Below are 16030 nucleotides of genomic sequence, written 5' to 3'. Positions count from 1 at the left end.
TAGTTGGGTCAGAAATAAACAAGCTTTTATATGTTGTTGCTATTATCTGCTTTACTGTTTTTATTGATAATTATATCTTACTTTTTTTCAAGGCGAGATATAATATCTCCTACGTTTCTTTTGTCCTTTTCGTTCTTTGTGGTCGTTTTTATCGCATATATGTTCGAAAAAGAGTTGGGTGGAGATATTCATGGACATACGGTTGCCGTGATTTTAGTGGGTATTTTGGCTTTCAATATTGGAGAAATACTGGTGCGTCAATATTTTCGTGGTCGAAAAAGAGTGGCTTTTAGAGATAGACAACGTATTCTTATACGAGATAAGTATATTTTCCTGATGTGTGTATTTATTGTAGTCACTCTATATTTCAGCTATAAACACTTCATGAGTATATCATCTTTGTTTGGTGTAGATGATCCGGTTCTAGCCTATGGTGCGGTGAGAAGTTATTATGTAGATGTTTCTAATCAAAAAATGGATAATATTGTTGCTAAAAATGTTGGCTTGATCTTATTGGAAAATATTTCATATACTCTTATTTTTTATTCTCTTTATGTGTATTGTTATAATCGTTTTTTTAAAGGAGTTGTAAAAGGTAAATTGCTTTTGCCTTTTTTGATAGGATGTCCGATTTATCTATTTCAGTCTGGAGGAAGATCGGCTTATTTACAAATAGCTACTTGCGTTGCTTCTATTGTGTTTATGATGATAAAGCAAACGGAGGTAGTAAGATGTGAAAAAATAAAAGGTTTGGTTCCTTACTTATATAGAGTAGTGAAATATATTCTTTTAGTAATCTTTTTGTTTCTTGGGTTGGGCTATGTTAGATCTGGAGAAGAAGAGATGGATTTGGTCTCGGTTGTTTGTTCTTATACAGGTTCGAGTATCATTGGGCTAGATCTTTTTTTGACAGAGTATCTATCCAGGCCATTGGGTATGATGACAGAGAATAGTTGGTGCGAATATACGTTTCGTACTTTATATGATTTTTTGAATAGATTTGGCTTTAATATCTCTTTAGATTCATATCATGATGAGTTTTTTAGATATCCAGTTGGTACATCGAATATTTACAGTGGTTTCAAATATATGATAGAGGACTTTTCTTTGTATGGGATGTTCTTTGTCATGTTTTTACTAGGAATAGTTTATACATTATTTTGGATGTGTATGAAATATGGATATTTGAATGTGTATAATCCACTTAATTATTGGTTTCTATCTGTGTTTTTTCATGCATTAGTAATGATGCCATTAATGTATTCGTTGCCTGGGAATATAATGATATCTACAGGTCTTATTTTGAGAGTGTTTTTTTTATATGTTTTAAGATACTTGTGCCAAGGAAGATGAATTTTTTGTCTGAATGTTAATTTGGTGGATATTGTATCTTACGAATTATTTAATTATTTTTTATAATATCAAATATCAATGAAAGTTTTACTTGTAACCAATCAATATATAGATATCCGGAAGGACGGGTGTTACTGTGATTTCCCCTTGTATGGGACGCTTGAAAATATGAGTGTGTTGGGAGAATTACGTCTTGCGGCATCTTTTTCATATTCGGATGAGATGGCTAGTACTATATATCTGAATCAAAAGATTGACTTCGTAGATCCGGGACATGTGGAATACTTGCGGCCTATAAATAAAAGTGTTGGAGGATGGTTGAAGAATAGTGTTTACAACCAAAAATTGCTGGAGCGTTTAGTTCCTTTCATGGATCTGGTGGTAGGCTATATGCCATCTGGCGACGCAGATACTGCGATGAGGATCGCACGGCGACATGAAATACCTTTTCTTTCATTTTTAGTGGCTTGTCCATGGGATTCGCTCCATAATCATCATCGGCTGTTAGCTCGTTTGATGGCACCAATCAGTTTTCTTACTACTCGTTACAGTGTACGGCATTCTGATTATGTACATTATGTAACAAAGGAGTTTTTGCAGCGTAGGTATCCGACAGAAGGTAGAGCTTTGGGTTGTTCGGACACTAATTTTGGTGTGTTTGACCCTATGGCATTGGAGAGCCGTCTGCGGAAGTTATCAAGCCGTAAGGAGACGGATGAGGTTCGGTTGATTACCACGGCACATGTGGATGTGCGCTACAAGGGACATGAGTTTGTGATTCGTGCTATTGCCCGGCTGAAGAGTTTAGGGGATCTTCATTATCGGTATTGGTTGATAGGAGGAGGCAAGGGTGATTATCTCCGCACTCTTTGTAAACGTTTGGGTGTAGAGGATCAAGTGATATTCTTGGGACTTAAGACTTCAAAAGAGGTGATGAAAATACTTAAGGATGCTGACATTTATTTGCAACCTAGTTTACAAGAAGGTTTACCTCGCTCGGTTGTGGAAGCGATGAGTGTGGCTCTGCCTTGCATTGGCTTTAATACGGGAGGAATACCTGAGCTATTGGAACCTGAGTTTGTTGTGGACCAGAAAGATGTTAAAGGTATCGTACGGTGCTTAATACATTTACGTGATAACGCTAAATATCGTCAGACTGCCGAGCGCAATTTTCAAATGGCTGGTGATTATGAGCATTCCAAATTAGAAAAACGGATTCGTGACTTTTTCTCGGAGGTACGTAAGGATGTGGAGGACAAGAGGATTTGATAATAATTTAATATAAAGTGTCAAGTATGAATTGCGTTTATATAGAGAACGGTGGTGTTTATAACTATCCAAAAGGAACTGATTTTTATAATCCAAGTCGATTGTATCCAGAATATCCATGGGGAAAAGATGAGATTTCGTTTATACCTAATGATGTATATGATATGCTGAGGAATACGCTATATGGTATGGGGTATGATAAGGCGAATTTTGGAAAATGTAATTGGAACCCATTAGGTAATGTTATTAAGCCTGGTCAGACCGTATTGTTGAAGCCTAATTGGGTATCTCATAAAAATAAAGTTTATAGGGGGGATCCTAGCTTGACATGTTTGGTTACACACCCCTCCTTAGTTCGTGCGATTTTAGACTATGTTGTGATCGCTTTGAAGGGAGAGGGTATGATAATTTTGGGGGATGCGCCAATGCAGGGAACAGATTTGGATGAAATGTTTGAGCTGGCTGGGTATAACCAATTGTTTTCTTTTATAAATAGAAATGGAATAACTGTCGATATATGTGATTTTAGAAAATATAAATGTGTATTTCATAAAGGGGTAAGTAATGAACTGACATTGATTGATTCTCCTTATAAGTCAAAGGTTGTAGACTTGGGATCAAATTCATTACATGCAGAAAATGACAAAAAAGAATATGTATATAAAGTTAGTGACTATGATTATAATCTAACAAAAAACTATCATGACAAAGGAATCCATCGATATGAAATAAATGAGGCGGTATTGTTAGCTGATGTGGTGATCAATATCCCAAAACCTAAAACCCATAGACTTGCGGGTATAACCGGAGCGATGAAAAATTTTGTCGGTATCACTTACGAGAAAGCTTCCCTTCCTCATCGAGCGATAGGTGATAAAGAATCTGGAACAGGGGATGCTTATGATAAGAAAAGTATCCTAAAAATGTATATGGAATATATTGATAACAGACAAACTATTTGTTCGGTTAAAGGTCGAATAGTAATGGCCAAACTTCTTGATTTCTTGAAAAAGTCATTATATATCCTTGGTGTATTGTTTAGCGGTGACAAATACCGTATAGGCAGTTGGTATGGTAATGATACGATTTGGAGGACTGTTGTAGATTTAAATCATATAGTGAGGTATGCGAATAAAGAAGGGAATATATGTGATCTTCCTCAGAGGGAGATCCTTAATATTGGGGATATGATCATTTGTGGGGAGAAGGAAGGACCTGTCGGACCTTCTCCTAAGCCTTTGGGGATCATTATGATGTCTGATGATATGTTTATTTTCGATTATACTTTATCAAAGATTATGCAAATGGAGTGCCATGAGATTCCTCATATTCGCTTTATTTTGGATCAATATGGATATGTGTTGAATGCGTTTATTCATTCGAATAATAAAGAGATTTCTGATAAAAAGGTTTCTGATGTAAGATTCCCTAAGAAATGGAGGTTTGAGGCTCATTCGTGTTGGAAAAATTAATGGTTATGGATTATAAGAAAATAGTCAAATCTCGAAAACTTAGGTTTTTGATCTTAAATTGTTGCTCATGGGTTCCAGACAGTATCATGTTACGTGTACAATATTACATAAAGATGGGACGCAGACTATCTCTGAAACATCCACGTCGATTCTCGGAAAAACTTCAATGGTATAAGCTTTATTATAGAAATCCATTAATGTTCACCTGTGTAGATAAATACGATGTTCGTGGATATATATCTTCAAAAGGATATTCTGATTTGCTTAATGAATGTTATGGTGTTTATGATTCTGCAAGAGATATTCCTTTCAAAGAACTTCCAAATAGATTTGTGATAAAAACGACAGATGGTGGTGGTGGTCAAAATGTTTTTATCTGTAAAGATAAATCTAATCTGGATATCGAGAAACTAATTGAAAAATTGGATGGATGGAAAAATAAAATACGTGTTCATCCTGGTAGGGAGTGGGCGTATACAGGAATCAAGGGTTCTAGATTTATTGTAGAAAAATATATAGAATCTGCTTTAGAAAAAGGAGGATTAGTGGATTATAAATTTCATTGTTTTAATGGAAATGTAAAATATTTATATATCATAGCGGATAGAGATATGGGGGATAAATGTGGTTTGGGTATTTATACTATTGATTTTGAAAGAATAGATGCTATTAGAGCCGATGAGAAACCTCTATCTAGGAATATAGAAAAGCCTTATAACTTTGAGGAAATGGTTAAGATTGCGAAAAATCTCTCATCAGATTTCCCACATGTTAGAGTGGATCTTTATAATGTCGAAGGTAAGATAATCTTTGGGGAATTTACATTTTATGATGCGAGCGGCTATATGAGGTTTAGTCCAGACTCTTTTGATTTTGAGTTAGGAGAAGAGTTCGTATTGCCAGTTCCTTATAACGAAATAGATAAGAATGGAAAAAATATTTATCGTCCTCAATGAGGATTATTTCCTCCTTACGCATCGCAAGGAACTGGCTGTTCGTGCGCAAGAGGCAGGTTATGACATGGCGATTGTGGCTAAGAATACCGGGCGTAGGGAACAGGTGGAAGCGTTGGGTTTGAAGATGCTGGAACTACCCATTCATCCTACGGGGAAGAATCCGATAAAGGAGCTAAAGACTTTTTGGTTTCTCTATCGACTTTATAAGCGGGAGAAACCGGATATCGTGCACCATGTAGGTTTGAAGGTCATCCTTTGGGGTGGACTGGCCGCTAAATTAGCCGGTGTGAAGGGTGTTGTGAACGCTGTCAGCGGATTGGGTGTGATGTTTTCATTAGAGAAAGAATCTCGGTTGACAAGCTTGATATTGAGTGTTCTCCGTTTCTCGCACCATCGAAAGAATTTGATCGAGATATTTCAAAATCATGAGGATGAACGGTTGTTTGTCGAGAAAAGAGTGGTAACTAAAGATCAAATCCGATTCATCAAAGGATCGGGAGTGGATCTAAAGACGTATACATATACTCCTGAGCTTGTCTCTGATAAGATTCGGATACTGTTCTCGGCGAGAATGGTAGAGGAGAAAGGTGTTTGGGTATTGGTGAATGCTGCGGAGTTACTCCGAAAAGAATATGAGGGACGTGTATGTTTTCTCCTGTGTGGCGGTTTGTCGTCGAACCCAAAAGCGATCAAGGAGGAAGAGTTGAATGATCGTTGCGATGGGAATTATATACAATGGCTGGGATATAGATCGGATGTTCCGGATTTGTTGAGATCATCCCATATCATAGCTTTCCCTAGTTATTACCGAGAGGGGGTGCCGAAATCGTTGATTGAGGCTACAGCCATTGGGCGGCCTATCGTCACGACAAACTCTATTGGGTGTAAGGATACGGTAGAGGATGGGGTGAATGGATTTCTGATTCCTATTAAAGATAGCAAGGCACTAGCGGAAAAATTGAGGATTTTGATTGATGACGCAGATTTAAGGAAACGAATGGGACTTAATTCCCGCCAGATTGCGGAACGGGATTTTTCCTTGGATGATGTCATTGCAAAGCATTTGGCGATTTATGAGTTGATGTATTGATAATTCTTAGAAATGTTCCTGAGACTTTTTAGTTCTATTGTTATTCAATTTACATATTTATGAAGGTTTTACTGACCGGCTCCGCCGGCTTTATCGCCTCGTTCATCGCACGGCGTTTGCTGGAGCGGGGGGACGAGGTCGTGGGTTTGGATAATGTCAATGGATATTATGATACGGCCTTGAAGTATGGTCGCTTGAAGGAGGCGGGCATACGGGAAGAGGAAGTGGATTGGTATAAATTGACTCCTAGCCATACGTATGAGAGATACCGTTTTATCCGGATGAATCTGGAGGATCGGCAGGCGATGCGGATGCTTTTCGCCAACGAGGGGTTCGATGCGGTGGTGAATCTGGCCGCCCAAGCGGGCGTACGTTATTCGATCACGAATCCATATGCGTACGTGGAATCGAACTTGGATGGTTTTATCAATGTGCTGGAGGGATGTAGGTATCATCAGGTGAGTCATTTGGTGTATGCCAGCTCTAGCAGCGTGTATGGGCTGAATGCGGATGTGCCTTTCTCGGAGAAAACGAGTATCGCTCATCCCGTGAGCTTGTATGCCGCATCCAAGAAGTCTAACGAGTTGATGGCGCATGCGTATAGCCAATTGTATGGGGTTCCTGCCACGGGTTTGCGCTTCTTTACGGTGTATGGCCCCTGGGGGAGGCCGGATATGTCTCCTTTCTTGTTTACTGACGCTATTCTGCACGATCGTCCGATTCAGGTGTTCAATAACGGGGATATGTTACGTGACTTTACGTATATTGATGATATCGTGGAGGGAGTGATACGGGTCTTGGACCGGCCGGCTACACCGAATCCGGATTGGGACCCGGAGCATCCGGATCCTAGTTCCTCCTCCGCACCCTATCGTATTTATAATATAGGCAATTCACGGCCTGTCAGGTTGATGGATTTTATACAAGCTATAGAGAGCGCTTGCGGGAAAGAGGCGGTGAAGGATTTTCTTCCGATGCAACCGGGGGACGTGTATCAGACGAACGCCGATACTACATTACTTCAACAGGCAGTGGGTTTTAAGCCTTCAATGGATATTCAAGAGGGTGTTAATCGAACCGTGGCGTGGTTCAAATCATATTATAATCTATAAAAATAAATTCTACGGTATGAAGATAGCGATTGTCGGGACAGGATATGTCGGTTTGGTAACGGGTACCTGTTTTTCGGAGATGGGTGTGGACGTTACGTGTGTGGATGTGATGGCCGAGAAGATCGAGAACTTGAAGAAGGGTGTCATCCCGATTTACGAGCCGGGCTTGGAGGATATGGTCCATAAGAATTATAATGCCGGACGTTTGAAGTTCACGACGGATCTCTCCTCCGTTCTGGGTGACGTGGAGGTGGTGTTCAGTGCGGTAGGTACGCCTCCGGATGAGGATGGCAGTGCGGATCTGCGTTATGTGCTGGAGGTTGCCCGTACGGTAGGGCAGCATATCAATAAATATACGTTAGTGGTGACTAAAAGTACGGTGCCGGTGGGTACGGCCCGGAAGGTCAAGGCCGCTATTCAAGAGGAATTGGATAAACGGGGTGTGTCTGTTGAGTTTGACGTGGCCAGTAATCCTGAGTTCTTGAAAGAGGGAAATGCGGTGGATGATTTCATGAAGCCGGATCGTGTGGTGGTCGGCGTGGAATCGGAGCGAGCACGAAAACTGATGGAGAAGTTGTATAAGCCCTTCATGATGAATAACTATCGCTTGATCTTTACGGATGTTCCTTCCGCTGAGATGATCAAATACGCTGCTAATTCCATGTTGGCTACCCGTATTAGTTTTATGAATGACATCGCTAATCTTTGTGAGCTGGTGGGTGCTGACGTGAACATGGTGCGTAAGGGGATAGGCTCGGACAGTCGTATCGGGAGTAAGTTCTTGTACCCGGGATGCGGCTATGGTGGTTCTTGTTTCCCGAAAGACGTAAAGGCGTTGATCAAGACGGCTGAAAAGAATGGCTATACGATGAATGTCTTGAGAGCGGTCGAGGAGGTAAATGAGCGGCAAAAGAGCGTATTGTTCCATAAACTTCAAAAACATATCCCGGACTTATCCGGGAAGACGATAGCCCTATGGGGCTTGGCTTTTAAGCCGGAGACGGATGATATGCGTGAGGCTACCTCTTTGATCTTGGTTGATTTGCTGACGAAAGCGGGTGCTACGGTCAAGGTGTATGATCCGATCGCTATGGCGGAGTGCAGACGTAGGCTGGGTGACAAGGTCGTCTACGCGAGTGATATGTATGACGCTACGGTGGATGCGGATGCCTTGTTGCTGGTTACGGAATGGAAAGAGTTCCGTATCCCTAGCTGGGCTGTACTTAAAAGACTTATGCGTAATTCCTTATTGATCGATGGTCGTAATATTTACGACGCTCATGAGCTTCATGAGGCCGGCCTTACCTATGAGTGTATAGGTCGGTAAAATACTTTTCTCTGAAATTCAGACGATAATTTGTGCTATTTCATGAAATAGGTTATCTTTGTCTATAAGAAAATGTATTTCATTGGAAATATGCGTTTAAGTAAGAAAGAAATACAGATAATACTTCGTGTCGCCAAGGAAATATATGGTGAGGGAGTAGAGGTCTATCTCTTTGGGTCTCGTCTGAATGACGAGAAGAAAGGAGGAGATATAAATTTGCTGGTTCGTTGTTTTTCGGAGCGAAAGGGCTATTAGCTCGTATCCGGATGTTGGCTCGTTTGAAATACTTTTTGGGAGATCAGAAGATCGATATAATAGGTGATCACGAGGACTCACCGGTAGCAAGGGAAGCATTAATGACTGGAATACGTTTGGTATGACGAGTAAAAAGCAAGAATTAGAACAGCGTCTGAATCGGGAGTTTGAGATTTGCGATCGACATATACAGCGTATTGAAGAGGCGTTGGGTGAGTTGGCAGATCTTTTACCTATGTCGGTGGAGGATTATGTAGGCTTGAATAGTGAGCAAATCCGTTGTCTGGATCAATTTATCTTTCGTTTTTCCAAGCTTCAAGATGCTATGGGGGCCAAAATATTCCGGAATCTATTGGAATATCTGGATGAGGATGTTAGCTCTCTTCCTATGCGTGACCTGTTAAATCTTTTAGAACGCTATCGATTGATAGATAAGGCGGAGGAGTGGAATTATATCCGTGAGCTTCGAAACGAGATCGCCCATGATTATCCCCTATTAGAAAATGATGTTGTTTCTATATTGAACGAGCTTATCTCAAAGGTCCCTGTGTTATTTGCGATCTATAATAGATTGAAGGCGATTGTTATTTTATGATGTTTTTTTTCTTCCTTCATCCCTTGTCCTTTAAATAAAAACCTCTATCTTTGCACTCGATTTTCCGCAGAGGGTAAATAAGTGGAGCCGGAGACGGAGCCCACCCCCGGGACCTAACCTGTTTAAAAGATTTTAAGACAGATGTACGTAATCGTAGAAATTAACGGACAACAGTTCAAGGCTGAGCAAGGCAAGAAATTGTTCGTTCATCACATTCAGAACGCAGAAAGCGGTGCTGTTGTGGAGTTTGACAAGGTGTTGTTAGTAGATAACAACGGTGAGGTAACAGTGGGTGTTCCTACTGTAGAGGGCGCAAAGGTAGTATGTGAGGTATTATCTCCGCTGGTAAAAGGTGACAAGGTGCTGGTATTCCACAAGAAGAGAAGAAAAGGTTACCGTAAATTGAACGGTCACCGTCAGCAGTTCACTGAGGTGAGTATTAAAGAAGTTATTGCTTAACGTTTAAAGGAGAAGAAAAGAAATGGCACATAAGAAAGGTGTGGGTAGTTCTAAGAACGGCCGTGAATCACAAAGTAAAAGATTAGGTGTTAAGCTTTTTGGTGGTGAGGTTGCTAAAGCTGGTAACATCATCGTTCGTCAAAGAGGTACGGTTCATCATCCGGGTGAGAACGTAGGTATCGGTAAGGATCATACGTTGTATGCGTTGGTAGATGGCGTTGTTACTTTCCGTAGAGGAAAAGAAAACAGATCATTCGTTTCTGTAAAAGAAGTTGTTGCTGAGGCTTAAGTTTCTGCGACCAAAGAATAAGGAAAAGGATATCCCGAAAAGGGGTATCCTTTTTTTATTGCCGATGATAATAAACGTTATGAAGTAAATTTTGGAACATATATAAATAAACTTGTAACTTTGTGGTCTCAAACATAAATACAAACATAAAAAACAATGGGTGGTTTTTTCGGAACTATTTCTAATGGAGACTGTATTACGGATTTATTCTATGGTACGGACTACAATTCTCATCTAGGAACCCGCAGAGGCGGTATGGCTACGTACGATAAGGAAGAAGGATTTACGCGTTCGATCCACAATCTGGAGAATTCTTATTTCCGCACCAAGTTTGAACCGGGGCTTCCTAAATTCAAAGGAAATGCCGGGGTCGGTATTATCAGCGATACGGATGCGCAGCCAATCGTTATCAACTCTCACTTAGGAAAATTTGCGATCGTGACGGTGGCGAAGATCAATAACTTGGACGAATTGGAGGATGAGTTATTGAAGGCGAATATGCATTTTTCGGAATTGAGTTCAGGAAAAACGAATCAGACGGAGTTAGTCGCTTTGCTGATTACACAAGGTAAGGACTTCGTGGAGGGCATTGAGAATGTTTACAATAAGATAAAGGGCTCTTGCTCCATGTTGCTCCTGACGGAGGATGGTATTATCGCTGCCCGTGACAAATGGGGGCGTACGCCGATCGTAATCGGAAGGAAAGACGGGGCTTATGCGGCGACCAGCGAGTCCAGCAGTCTTCCGAACTTGGATTATGAGATCGAGAAATTTATAGGCCCGGGCGAGATCGTCCGTTTGCGTGCCGATGGTATGGAGCAGATGCGTAAACCGAATGAAGGGATGCAGATCTGCTCTTTCCTTTGGGTATATTATGGATTCCCTGTTTCTTGCTATGAGGGAAAGAACGTGGAGGATGTCCGGTTTATGAGTGGCTATAAGATGGGGCAGAAGGATGACTCGGAGGTGGATTGCGCTTGTGGTATACCGGACTCCGGTGTGGGTATGGCTTTGGGGTATGCGGAAGGTAAGGGGGTGCCTTATCATCGGGCTATCGCTAAGTATACACCGACGTGGCCTCGTAGTTTTACCCCGGCTAACCAAGAGATGCGTTCCTTGGTGGCTAAGATGAAATTGATACCGAACCGTGCGATGCTGGAAGGCAGACGCATCCTTTTCTGCGACGACTCGATCGTGCGTGGTACACAGCTTCGTGATAACGTGAAGATCTTATATGATTATGGGGCGAAAGAGGTACATATGCGTATCGCTTGCCCTCCATTGATTTATAGTTGCCCGTTTATCGGTTTTACTTCTTCCAAGAGTCCTTTGGAGTTGATAACTCGTCAGATTATCAGGGAATTGGAAGGGGATGAGAATAAGAATCTGGATAAATATGCTACGACAGACTCTCCGGAATATAAGAAGATGGTCGGAATTATCGCCGAGCGTTTCGGGTTGAGTTCCTTGAAGTTTAATACGCTGGAAACCTTGGTGGAGGCGATCGACCTTCCTAAGTGTAAGGTTTGTACGCATTGCTTTGATGGTTCAAGCTGTTTTTAGAAAAATTTTACCTACTTTTATGCCTGCAATGTTTTAATGGCTAAAAAGAGTGAGTTATGACAGTTTTAGATAGATTTTTAAAGTACGTTACGTTCGATACCCAGTCGAACGAGGAGACGGGTACGACTCCTAGTACGCCGGGACAACGTGTCTTTGCCGAGGCTTTGGTGAAGGAATTGGAAGCGATTGGTATGGAGGAGATCTCCTTGGATGAGAATAGTTATGTAATGGCTACTCTGCCGGCTAATACGGACGAGAAAATCCCGACTATCGGTTTTATCGCTCATTTGGATACGAGTCCGGATATGTCGGGTAAGAATGTTCAACCTCGTATCGTGACTTATCTGGGTGGTGATATTGTCTTGGATGCGGAAGAAAATGTTGTACTATCTCAATCGATGTTCCCAGAGCTTTCGGATTATAAAGGACAGGATATTATCGTAACGAATGGTAAGACTTTATTAGGTGCCGATGATAAGGGAGGTGTAGCCGCTATCGTCGCCTCTATGCAATATTTGAAGGATCATCCGGAGATCAAGCACGGTAAGATCCGTATCGCTTTTACCCCGGATGAGGAAATCGGACAAGGTGCCGATCATTTCGACGTGGAGAAGTTCGGTTGTGATTGGGGATATACGATTGACGGTGGACAAATCGGTGAGTTGGAATATGAGAATTTCAATGCCGCCAGCGCTAAGATTATCTTCAAGGGCTTGAACGTACATCCGGGATATGCCAAGGATAAGATGCAAAACGCTTCCTTGCGTGCGATCGAGTTTGCTTCTTGGTTGCCGGCCGAGCAACGTCCGGAGCATACGACTGGTTATGAGGGATTCTTCCATTTGACCGGTATGACCGGTTCGGTCGAGGAAGCTACTCTATCTTACATCATCCGTGACCATGACCGGAAGTTGTTCGAGGAGAAGAAAGAATTGCTTCGTACGTTGGTTGATAAGATGAATGAAGCGCATCCGGGATGTGTGCATTTAGAGCTTCGGGATCAATATTACAATATGCGCGAGGTTGTGGAGCCCCAGAAATATATCGTTGATTTGGCGTTTGAGGCGATGACCTCCGTTGGGGTAGAACCGATCGTGAAACCGATCCGGGGAGGTACGGATGGTGCCCGCCTGTCGTTTATGGGATTGCCTTGCCCGAATATTTTTGCGGGAGGCCTGAATTTCCACGGACGTTATGAGTTCTTGCCCGTTCGTTCGTTGGAGAAGAGTATGGAAACAGTTATAAAAATCATAGAGCTATCGGCTCGTAAATCTTAAATGCAATAATTACATGAAAACAACTCCGTTTACCGACGTGCATGTCGCCTTGGGCGCGAAGATGCACGAATTCGCAGGTTTCAATATGCCTATCGAATATTCCGGAATTATCGACGAACACATGACTGTAGTGAATGGTGTAGGTGTGTTCGATGTTTCCCACATGGGCGAGTTTTGGGTAAAAGGCCCGAACGCCTTGGCTTTCATTCAAAGCGTAACTTCTAATGACGCTTCTGTCTTGCCGCTTGGCAAGGCTCAATATACTTGCTTCCCGAACGACAAGGGAGGTATCGTGGATGACCTTTTGGTATATCATTACGAGCCGGAGAAATATTTGCTGGTCGTAAACGCCGGTAATATCGACAAGGATTGGGATTGGTGCGTAAGCCATAATACGGTAGGTGCCGAATTGGAGAATTCTTCCGACCGTACGGCTCAATTGGCTATCCAAGGACCGAAAGCACAGGAGGTTCTTCAACGTCTTACTCCGGTTGATTTATCTTCTATTCCTTACTATTCATTTGTGACGGGTGAGTTCGCCGGTTGCAAGAACGTGATTATCTCCAACACGGGGTATACCGGTGCGGGTGGCTTCGAGTTGTATTTCTATCCGAGTGATGGGATGACGATTTGGAACGCTATCTTCGAGGCTGGAAAGCCGGAAGGGATCAAGCCGATCGGTTTGGGAGCACGTGATACACTTCGTCTTGAGATGGGCTTCTGTCTGTATGGAAATGATTTGGATGATACGACTTCTCCGATCGAGGCTGGTTTAGGCTGGATCACGAAGTTCGCCGAGGGTAAGAACTTTACGAATCGTGCGGAATTGGAGCGTCAGAAGAAAGAGGGCGTAACCCGTAAGTTGTGTGCTTTCGAGTTGCAGGAAAAGGGAATTCCCCGTCATGGCTATGAGATCGCCGATGCGGAAGGGAATGTAATTGGCGTGGTTACTTCCGGTACGATGTCTCCGGTATTGAAGAAGGGGATCGGTATGGGATACGTGAAACCTGAGTTTGCGAAAGCTGGTACGGATATCTTTATCAAGGTGCGTAATAAGAACTTGAAGGCTCAAGTGGTAAAGGCTCCTTTCCGTAAATAAGAGATAAGGCTATCTATAAATAGTTCGAAGGCGATGTTCCTCACGGAGCACCGCCTTCCTTATTATAGAAAAGTTGGACATGATTAATATGTTGTTCCCTGGAAAATGTTCGATTGTGAGTACGGAAGTAGGGTACCGGTCATTCTCAAGTTTCTACCGGAGAAGTTCGGGTCTACGGTAACGGTTGCGTTGTTTGTTCCGTTGGTAAGCATCAAGCTAACGGTAGCGGAGATAAACACACCCTGTACGTTCATGTTCAGATAAACATTGCCCTTGTCATCCTGCTTGGTCTGGATATTGGAGGCGCTACCTTGTACGGTGATACCACCTAATCCGTTAGGACCGGGATACGGAGAGTTGGACGCGATCTGGACCATAGCCTGTCCGTCATTCAAAGATACGAAGTTCGTATTTGAATTTACGTAGAATACCTGTCCGTTCATCGGTTGTATGTTGTTAGCCTCCAATACGAATGATTGGTTGTTGATAGCTTGTACAGCGGCGTTAAACTCTTCTTGGCCTTCTACGGCATCTTGTGCCAGACGCTCTTGTTTCTTGATTTCTCTCTCTACTTTTTTGGCTTCCTTTGTTATCGATTTTTGAGCCATTACTTGTGTCATTCCGCACATAGCGACAGCGAGAACGACGATAAAAGATACAATTCTTTTCATACTTGATTTAGTTTTAAAACGGTTTTAAATTGTATAGATTAAACAGCGTCGTCGCGAAAAAGTTCCTGTGACTTATCCTTTTTATAGATACAATAACATTTCCACGGAGTATTTATGTTAAACAGAAATCGTACATTTGTAAATAAAGAACATAATACGATAGAATATGGATAAAGTACGTTTTGGTGTAGTCGGAACCAATTTCATAAGTGATTGGGTAATTGCCGGAGCCCGGCAGGATGAGCGTTTTGAACTGGTAGCTGTATATTCGAGAACTCAGGAGACGGCGGATGCTTTCGCCTCGAAACATAATATACCGTATACGTTTACCTCCTTGGAGGAGATGGCGAAAAGCCCGTTGATCGACGCTGTGTATATTGCCTCCCCGAACTTCCTTCATGCCTCCCAGAGTATTCTTTGCATGAGCTATGGCAAGCATGTTCTTTGCGAGAAACCCTTCGCTTCCAACGCGAAAGAAGTACGTGCGATGATCGAGGCTTCCCGTACATATAATGTCACGTTGATGGAGGCGATGAAGCCTACGCTTACGCCGAACTTTCTTGCCGTGCGAGAGAATCTTGGGCGTGTAGGTACGGTTCGTCGTTATTTCGCCTGCTATTGCCAGTATTCCTCCCGTTATGATAAGTTCAAGGAAGGAATCGTGTTGAACGCTTTCAAGCCGGAGTTGTCTAATGGGGCCATGATGGATATCGGTATTTATACGGTCTATCCGATGGTTGTCTTGTTTGGTCGCCCAAAGAAGATAGACGCCTCGGGCATAGTCCTGTCCTCAGGAGCGGACGGGCAAGGGGCCGTGAATTTCTTGTATGAGGGGATGAACGCCACGGTGCTTTATTCTAAGATCGCCAACTCCGCCTTGCCTACCGAGATACAAGGGGAGGAGGGGAACTTGACCTTGGACCGGATCAATATCATCCGTAAAGTGACGTATTCTCCCCGTTTAGCTCCGGCGATGGGAAAAGGCCCGGAACCGGTTCCGGAAGACCTAAGCGTGGTCGCCGATAAGGATGAGTACTATTATGAGGTAGCGGAATTTATCAACCTCGTCTTGTCTGGCAAGCGGGAGTCAGAAATCAATAGCCTTGATAATTCTTTGATTACATTGGAGATTATCGATGAAGTACGCCGGCAGTTGGGAATTGTGTATCCGGCGGATTGATAACTCTTCGTGATTTTCCTCTTTTTCCATCGGGGTGAAAAACTTTTTCCACCGTGATGAAAA

At 42.5% G+C, this 16030-nt stretch carries 15 protein-coding genes and 1 pseudogene; 15 read left to right on the top strand and 1 reads right to left on the bottom strand.

Annotated features, from left to right (window positions below; all coding sequences use genetic code 11):
* Positions 1 to 30: 30 nt before the first annotated feature.
* The 14 genes and pseudogenes from ACESPU_RS13640 to gcvT all read left to right on the top strand — a co-directional run bounded on the left by ACESPU_RS13640 (position 31) and on the right by gcvT (position 14116).
* Positions 31 to 1353 carry an O-antigen polymerase gene (locus tag ACESPU_RS13640; RefSeq protein ID WP_122144301.1) on the top strand — a complete coding sequence of 441 codons (1323 nt, stop codon included), beginning with the start codon at positions 31 to 33 and terminating at the stop codon, positions 1351 to 1353.
* A 78-nt stretch (positions 1354 to 1431) separates the two neighbouring features.
* Positions 1432 to 2622 carry a glycosyltransferase gene (locus tag ACESPU_RS13635; RefSeq protein ID WP_122144302.1) on the top strand — a complete coding sequence of 397 codons (1191 nt, stop codon included), beginning with the start codon at positions 1432 to 1434 and terminating at the stop codon, positions 2620 to 2622.
* A gap of 26 nt (positions 2623 to 2648) precedes the next feature.
* Complete coding sequence (locus tag ACESPU_RS13630; protein ID WP_373133429.1) at positions 2649 to 4094, top strand: DUF362 domain-containing protein; 1446 nt, start codon at positions 2649 to 2651, stop codon at positions 4092 to 4094.
* A 113-nt stretch (positions 4095 to 4207) separates the two neighbouring features.
* Positions 4208 to 5050 carry an ATP-grasp fold amidoligase family protein gene (locus ACESPU_RS13625; RefSeq protein WP_227154413.1) on the top strand — a complete coding sequence of 281 codons (843 nt, stop codon included), beginning with the start codon at positions 4208 to 4210 and terminating at the stop codon, positions 5048 to 5050.
* Positions 5022 to 6140, top strand: a complete 1119-nt coding sequence (locus ACESPU_RS13620) for a glycosyltransferase family 4 protein (RefSeq protein ID WP_122144304.1) — start codon at positions 5022 to 5024, stop codon at positions 6138 to 6140. Before ACESPU_RS13625 ends, ACESPU_RS13620 begins: the two co-directional genes overlap by 29 nt.
* 59 nt (positions 6141 to 6199) lie before the next feature.
* The gene (locus tag ACESPU_RS13615) at positions 6200 to 7252 is read left to right on the top strand and encodes an NAD-dependent epimerase (protein ID WP_122144305.1); all 1053 of its coding nucleotides are present in this window, start codon (positions 6200 to 6202) and stop codon (positions 7250 to 7252) included.
* A gap of 16 nt (positions 7253 to 7268) precedes the next feature.
* A complete protein-coding gene (locus ACESPU_RS13610) occupies positions 7269 to 8579 on the top strand; it encodes a UDP-glucose/GDP-mannose dehydrogenase family protein (protein ID WP_158532953.1) in 1311 nt (436 codons plus the stop codon).
* A gap of 90 nt (positions 8580 to 8669) precedes the next feature.
* Positions 8670 to 8959: pseudogene (locus tag ACESPU_RS13605) on the top strand (nucleotidyltransferase domain-containing protein).
* Positions 8956 to 9429 (top strand): TM1812 family CRISPR-associated protein, encoded by a 474-nt coding sequence (locus ACESPU_RS13600; RefSeq protein WP_122144307.1) that lies wholly within the window; start codon positions 8956 to 8958, stop codon positions 9427 to 9429. The pseudogene ACESPU_RS13605 and the gene ACESPU_RS13600 overlap by 4 nt, the downstream one beginning before the upstream one ends.
* Positions 9430 to 9570: 141 nt before the next feature.
* The gene (rplU, locus tag ACESPU_RS13595; RefSeq protein WP_005861907.1) at positions 9571 to 9888 is read left to right on the top strand and encodes a 50S ribosomal protein L21; all 318 of its coding nucleotides are present in this window, start codon (positions 9571 to 9573) and stop codon (positions 9886 to 9888) included.
* A 22-nt stretch (positions 9889 to 9910) separates the two neighbouring features.
* The gene (gene rpmA, locus ACESPU_RS13590) at positions 9911 to 10177 is read left to right on the top strand and encodes a 50S ribosomal protein L27 (protein ID WP_005861909.1); all 267 of its coding nucleotides are present in this window, start codon (positions 9911 to 9913) and stop codon (positions 10175 to 10177) included.
* A 156-nt stretch (positions 10178 to 10333) separates the two neighbouring features.
* The gene (locus tag ACESPU_RS13585; RefSeq protein WP_158532952.1) at positions 10334 to 11740 is read left to right on the top strand and encodes an amidophosphoribosyltransferase; all 1407 of its coding nucleotides are present in this window, start codon (positions 10334 to 10336) and stop codon (positions 11738 to 11740) included.
* 56 nt (positions 11741 to 11796) lie between these two features.
* On the top strand, positions 11797 to 13017 hold the full coding sequence (pepT, locus tag ACESPU_RS13580; RefSeq protein ID WP_158532951.1) for a peptidase T: 1221 nt from the start codon (positions 11797 to 11799) through the stop codon (positions 13015 to 13017).
* Between the two features lie 13 nt (positions 13018 to 13030).
* Positions 13031 to 14116, top strand: a complete 1086-nt coding sequence (gene gcvT, locus ACESPU_RS13575) for a glycine cleavage system aminomethyltransferase GcvT (RefSeq protein ID WP_087345684.1) — start codon at positions 13031 to 13033, stop codon at positions 14114 to 14116.
* Positions 14117 to 14199: 83 nt separating this feature from the next.
* On the opposite strand, the gene ACESPU_RS13570 is transcribed toward gcvT, so the two are convergent.
* On the bottom strand, positions 14200 to 14787 hold the full coding sequence (locus ACESPU_RS13570; protein WP_005861917.1) for a DUF4251 domain-containing protein: 588 nt from the start codon (positions 14785 to 14787) through the stop codon (positions 14200 to 14202).
* A 166-nt stretch (positions 14788 to 14953) separates the two neighbouring features.
* Here ACESPU_RS13570 and ACESPU_RS13565 point away from each other — a divergent pair, with 166 nt between their 5' ends.
* Positions 14954 to 15967 (top strand): Gfo/Idh/MocA family protein, encoded by a 1014-nt coding sequence (locus ACESPU_RS13565; RefSeq protein WP_005861919.1) that lies wholly within the window; start codon positions 14954 to 14956, stop codon positions 15965 to 15967.
* Positions 15968 to 16030: the final 63 nt, after the last annotated feature.

The sequence above is a fragment of the Parabacteroides sp. 20_3 genome (genome assembly GCF_964238835.1).
GTDB classification, from domain to species: Bacteria; Bacteroidota; Bacteroidia; order Bacteroidales; family Tannerellaceae; genus Parabacteroides; species Parabacteroides distasonis.
The sequence above is the reverse complement of the archived record's forward strand: the minus strand, read 5'-3'. Positions and strand labels throughout refer to the sequence as shown.

Excerpts from the sequence above, each read along its gene's own strand:
- ACESPU_RS13565 (WP_005861919.1), top strand. The coding sequence starts at position 14,954 with ATGGATAAAGTACGTTTTGGTGTAGTCGGAACCAATTTCATAAGTGAT.
- rplU (WP_005861907.1), top strand. The coding sequence starts at position 9,571 with ATGTACGTAATCGTAGAAATTAACGGACAACAGTTCAAGGCTGAGCAA.
- ACESPU_RS13610 (WP_158532953.1), top strand. The coding sequence starts at position 7,269 with ATGAAGATAGCGATTGTCGGGACAGGATATGTCGGTTTGGTAACGGGT.
- rpmA (WP_005861909.1), top strand. The coding sequence starts at position 9,911 with ATGGCACATAAGAAAGGTGTGGGTAGTTCTAAGAACGGCCGTGAATCA.
- gcvT (WP_087345684.1), top strand. The coding sequence starts at position 13,031 with ATGAAAACAACTCCGTTTACCGACGTGCATGTCGCCTTGGGCGCGAAG.
- pepT (WP_158532951.1), top strand. The coding sequence starts at position 11,797 with ATGACAGTTTTAGATAGATTTTTAAAGTACGTTACGTTCGATACCCAG.
- ACESPU_RS13570 (WP_005861917.1), bottom strand. The coding sequence starts at position 14,787 with ATGAAAAGAATTGTATCTTTTATCGTCGTTCTCGCTGTCGCTATGTGC.
- ACESPU_RS13620 (WP_122144304.1), top strand. The coding sequence starts at position 5,022 with ATGGAAAAAATATTTATCGTCCTCAATGAGGATTATTTCCTCCTTACG.
- ACESPU_RS13625 (WP_227154413.1), top strand. The coding sequence starts at position 4,208 with ATGGGACGCAGACTATCTCTGAAACATCCACGTCGATTCTCGGAAAAA.
- ACESPU_RS13635 (WP_122144302.1), top strand. The coding sequence starts at position 1,432 with ATGAAAGTTTTACTTGTAACCAATCAATATATAGATATCCGGAAGGAC.
- ACESPU_RS13640 (WP_122144301.1), top strand. The coding sequence starts at position 31 with ATGTTGTTGCTATTATCTGCTTTACTGTTTTTATTGATAATTATATCT.
- ACESPU_RS13630 (WP_373133429.1), top strand. The coding sequence starts at position 2,649 with ATGAATTGCGTTTATATAGAGAACGGTGGTGTTTATAACTATCCAAAA.
- ACESPU_RS13585 (WP_158532952.1), top strand. The coding sequence starts at position 10,334 with ATGGGTGGTTTTTTCGGAACTATTTCTAATGGAGACTGTATTACGGAT.
- ACESPU_RS13615 (WP_122144305.1), top strand. The coding sequence starts at position 6,200 with ATGAAGGTTTTACTGACCGGCTCCGCCGGCTTTATCGCCTCGTTCATC.
- ACESPU_RS13600 (WP_122144307.1), top strand. The coding sequence starts at position 8,956 with ATGACGAGTAAAAAGCAAGAATTAGAACAGCGTCTGAATCGGGAGTTT.